Source organism: Synechococcus sp. R6-7, assembly GCF_047461695.1.
Lineage (GTDB): Bacteria > Cyanobacteriota > Cyanobacteriia > Thermostichales > Thermostichaceae > Thermostichus.
In genome coordinates this window covers 1-3,578 of sequence record NZ_JANSHS010000537.1, presented here as the reverse complement: position 1 = coordinate 3,578, position 3,578 = coordinate 1, and the positions used below count along the sequence as shown (strand labels likewise).

Genomic DNA, 3,578 nt, shown 5'->3' with positions numbered 1-3,578 from the left:
TCGCGCCAGCGGGACGGAGTCCTTTCGCGCTACTCGGACGGAGTCCTTACACTTGGGCTATTTCAAACCAACTTGCAGTGACCGTACTGGCGATCTCTACGGTTGGTTCTTGCAGTTACGGCTCAGGGAAAATAATGGTTTAATGGTGACTTAACAGTCGAAACTTCTTGGCCCAGGCCGGAACGCTCTCGGCAGGGCCTCTTGTCATTAGCCTGGGATCCCTTCTCCCCTTGCCTATGCTGAAAACCACTCGTCGCTTGGCTTTGCTGGCCCTGTCGGGGCTGGCAGCTCTTGTTCTCACTCCCCAAGGGGGCCTCGCCAAGCCCATTACCGTCGGCTCCAAGGACTTTACCGAGCAGTTTATTTTGGGGGAAATGTACGCCTTAGCCCTGGAGGCGGCAGGGTTCACGGTGGAGCGCAAGCTCAACCTGGGGGGCACGCCGGTAGCCCATGCGGGCTTGTTGAGCGGCGAGATCGATCTCTACCCCGAGTACACCGGCACTGGCCTGCTGACAGTGCTCAAGTTGCCCAGCAGCGGCGACCCGGCAGAGGTGTACGCGACGGTGGCCCGCGAGTACGAGAGCCAGTTCCAACTGATTTGGCTGGATCCCGCCCCCCTGAACAACACCCAGGCCCTGGCCATGACCCGCGCCAGAGCGGCTGAGCTGGGCATTGCCACCATCTCGGACATGGTGGCCAAAGCGGGCGAGCTGGTGATGATCGGGCCGCCGGAGTTTCAAGCCCGCGAAGATGGACTACCCGGGATCCAAGCCGTCTACGGCAATTTTCGGCTCAAAGCCTACAAAGCGGTGGATCCCGGCCTGCGCTACCAGGGCTTGGTCAATGGGGAAGCGGATGTGGCAGTGGCCTTCGGCACCGATGGAGAAATTGCCGCCTTTGACCTGGTGCTGCTGGAGGATGACAAGCAGCTTTTCCCCCCCTACCAGGTGGCGCCGGTGGTGCGCAAGGACACCCTGGAGGCCAACCCCGGCATTGCCGCTGCCTTAAATGCCCTTTCCCCCCTGCTGACGGACGAGGTGATGCAGCGGTTGAACTACGAGGTGAGCGGCAACCGCAAGGAGCCGGCGGAGGTGGCCAGAACTTTCTTGGTGGAAGCCGGCATCCTCAAGAAATAACCTTGCCTGTTGCATGAGACCCTGAGGTGAGCACCGTCGAGTTCGAGCGGGTATCGCTGCGCTTTCCCCACAGTTCCCAGCCGGCTGTGGAGGAGTGCAGTTTTTCCATAGAATCGGGCCAGTTGGTGGTCATCCTGGGGCCTTCTGGCTGCGGCAAAACCACCCTTCTGAAAATGGTGAATCGCTTGCTGGATCCCACCCAGGGGCAGATTCGCTTGGACGGGCGGGATATCCGCCAGTTTCCCGTCACGGCTCTGCGGCAGCGGATCGGCTATGTTATCCAGCAATCGGGGCTGTTTCCCCACATGACGGTGGCCCAGAATGTGGCGGTAGTGCCGCGACTTTTGGGGTGGCCGAAGGAGCGCATCCGCGAGCGGGTGGACGAGCTGCTCAGCTTGGTTAATTTGCCCCCCCACGAGTACCGCCACCGCTACCCTGCCCAACTGTCGGGTGGACAACAACAGCGGGTGGGGCTGGCGCGGGCGCTGGCCGGGGATCCAGGGCTGCTGCTGATGGACGAGCCCTTTGGGGCCATCGACGCCATTACCCGCAGCAAGCTGCAAGAGGAGATCCTGCGCCTGCAACGGCAATTGAAAAAAACCATCCTGTTCGTCTCCCACGATGTGGAAGAGGCGCTGCGCCTGGCGGATCGCATTTTGGTGATGCAGAAGGGGCGGGTGGTGCAGTTCGACACTCCCTTTCGGCTGCTCACCCAGCCGGCTACTCCCTTTGTCAGGGAACTGCTGGGGGCAGATGACATGGTACGGCAGTTGAGTGTGCTGCGGGTGGAAACGGCGATGGCCGGGATCCCGCACAACCACAAAATCCAAGAGGGAGCGATGGTGAGGCCCCAGGCCACTTTGCGGCAAGCCTTGTCCCTGCTGTTGCGCACAGGGGCGGCAGCCCTGACGGTGTGGGAGGACGGGCGGGCCATCGGCGTTTTGACCTTGGATCACATTCGCAGCTTGGCCATGCTGGAGGGGGGATCCGCGTGAGCTATCTCCTCAACCACCCCGGCCTGATGTGGCAGCTCACCCAAGAGCATCTGGCGATGGTGGGGATGACCTTGGGCATGGCGGTGGTGCTGGCGGTGCCGCTGGCTCTGCTGGTTCACCACGTGCGCTGGTTGGCCCTGCCGGTCATGGGGATCCTCAGCATCCTGTACACAGTGCCCAGCCTGGCTTTGATCATTTTGTTGGTGCCCTGGCTTGGCCTCAATGCCCGCTCGGTGGTGGTGGCGATGGTGATCTACACGCAGGTGATCTTGGTGCGCCATTTTTGCGTGGGCCTGCGCTCGGTCGAGCCTGCCATCCTGGAAGCTGCCAAGGGCATGGGGATGAACCTCTGGCAACGGTGGTGGCAGGTGCAGGTGCCGCTCATGCTGCCCATTGTTTTGGCAGGGCTGCGGCTGGCGGCAATTGTGGCCATTGCCATTGCCACCGTGGGCGCCAAGTTTGGGGCAGGGGGACTGGGAACCCTGCTGTTCGATGGCATTGCCCAGGCCGGTCGCTACGACAAGATCTGGGCCGGATCCCTGGCGGTGGGATCCCTGGCCTTGCTGGTGAACACAGCCTTGCTCAGCCTGGAATGGGCGGCCCGTCGTGGCTGAGGGGGTAGACTTAAGGACTCCGTCCCGCTGGCGCGATCGGGCAGGTTTATCCTCTAGTTGTGTGGGGCGAAACTGGGTGTAGCATGGGTGAGCAACCAGGGACTCCGTCCCGCTGGCGTGAGCGGGTGAGAGATTGGTCATCCCGCGCCGATTGGGAGCTGATGGAAGCGCTCAAGGCGGGGCAACCTGCTGCTCTGGCTGCGCTCTACGATCGCTATGCCGGCTTGGTCTATGGGCTGGCCTTCAAGATCCTGGGCCACGTGGCCGAGGCAGAAGACCTGACTCAGGAGGTGTTTGTCGAGCTGTGGCGCAAGGTTGGCTGTGATCCAAGGACTCCGTCCGAGTCGCGCGAGCGGCGGGGATCCCTGAGCAGTTTTTTGTGCATCCTGACCCGCTCGCGGGCCATTGACCGTCTGCGTTCTCAGGGCAGCCACCAACTTCTTTTGAAACGCTGGCAGACCATTCTCAGCGCCGTTCGTGTTGACGGGACGGAGTCCTTTAGCAAGACTCGGTTCCCTTTTGAGCAGGTTTCCATCGAGGAGCGGCGGCAAGCAGTGCAAGCGGCCCTCGGCCAACTGCCCGAAAGCCAGCGGCAGATCCTGGAGTTGCTCTATTACCAAGGGTTGAGCCAGGCGGACATTGCTCGCCAATTGGGGATCCCGTTGGGGACGGTTAAGACCCGCTCTCGCCAAGCTCTCTGCAAATTGCGGGGATCCCTGCGCGCCCTTCTGGGTTTCTGCTCGCGTCAGCGGGACGGAGTCCTAGGTTTGGAGTTGAGTTCTGGTGTCGGGATGGCCATGTCTGATCGCGTCAGCGGGACGGAGTCCTTTCGC

Annotated in this window: 4 protein-coding genes; all 4 read left to right on the top strand. The window is 61.9% G+C overall.

What is annotated here, in order from left to right:
- Nucleotides 1-167: 167 nt before the first annotated feature.
- A complete protein-coding gene (locus NW815_RS13880) occupies nucleotides 168-1,136 on the top strand; it encodes a glycine betaine ABC transporter substrate-binding protein (RefSeq protein ID WP_414388483.1) in 969 nt (322 codons plus the stop codon).
- Nucleotides 1,137-1,162: 26 nt separating this feature from the next.
- A complete protein-coding gene (locus NW815_RS13875) occupies nucleotides 1,163-2,131 on the top strand; it encodes an ABC transporter ATP-binding protein (RefSeq protein ID WP_414375570.1) in 969 nt (322 codons plus the stop codon).
- On the top strand, nucleotides 2,128-2,745 hold the full coding sequence (locus tag NW815_RS13870) for an ABC transporter permease (RefSeq protein ID WP_414344038.1): 618 nt from the start codon (nucleotides 2,128-2,130) through the stop codon (nucleotides 2,743-2,745). Before NW815_RS13875 ends, NW815_RS13870 begins: the two co-directional genes overlap by 4 nt.
- Nucleotides 2,746-2,828: 83 nt before the next feature.
- Nucleotides 2,829-3,578 (top strand): sigma-70 family RNA polymerase sigma factor (locus NW815_RS13865; protein WP_414416142.1); only part of this gene is annotated, 750 nt, incomplete at its 3' end.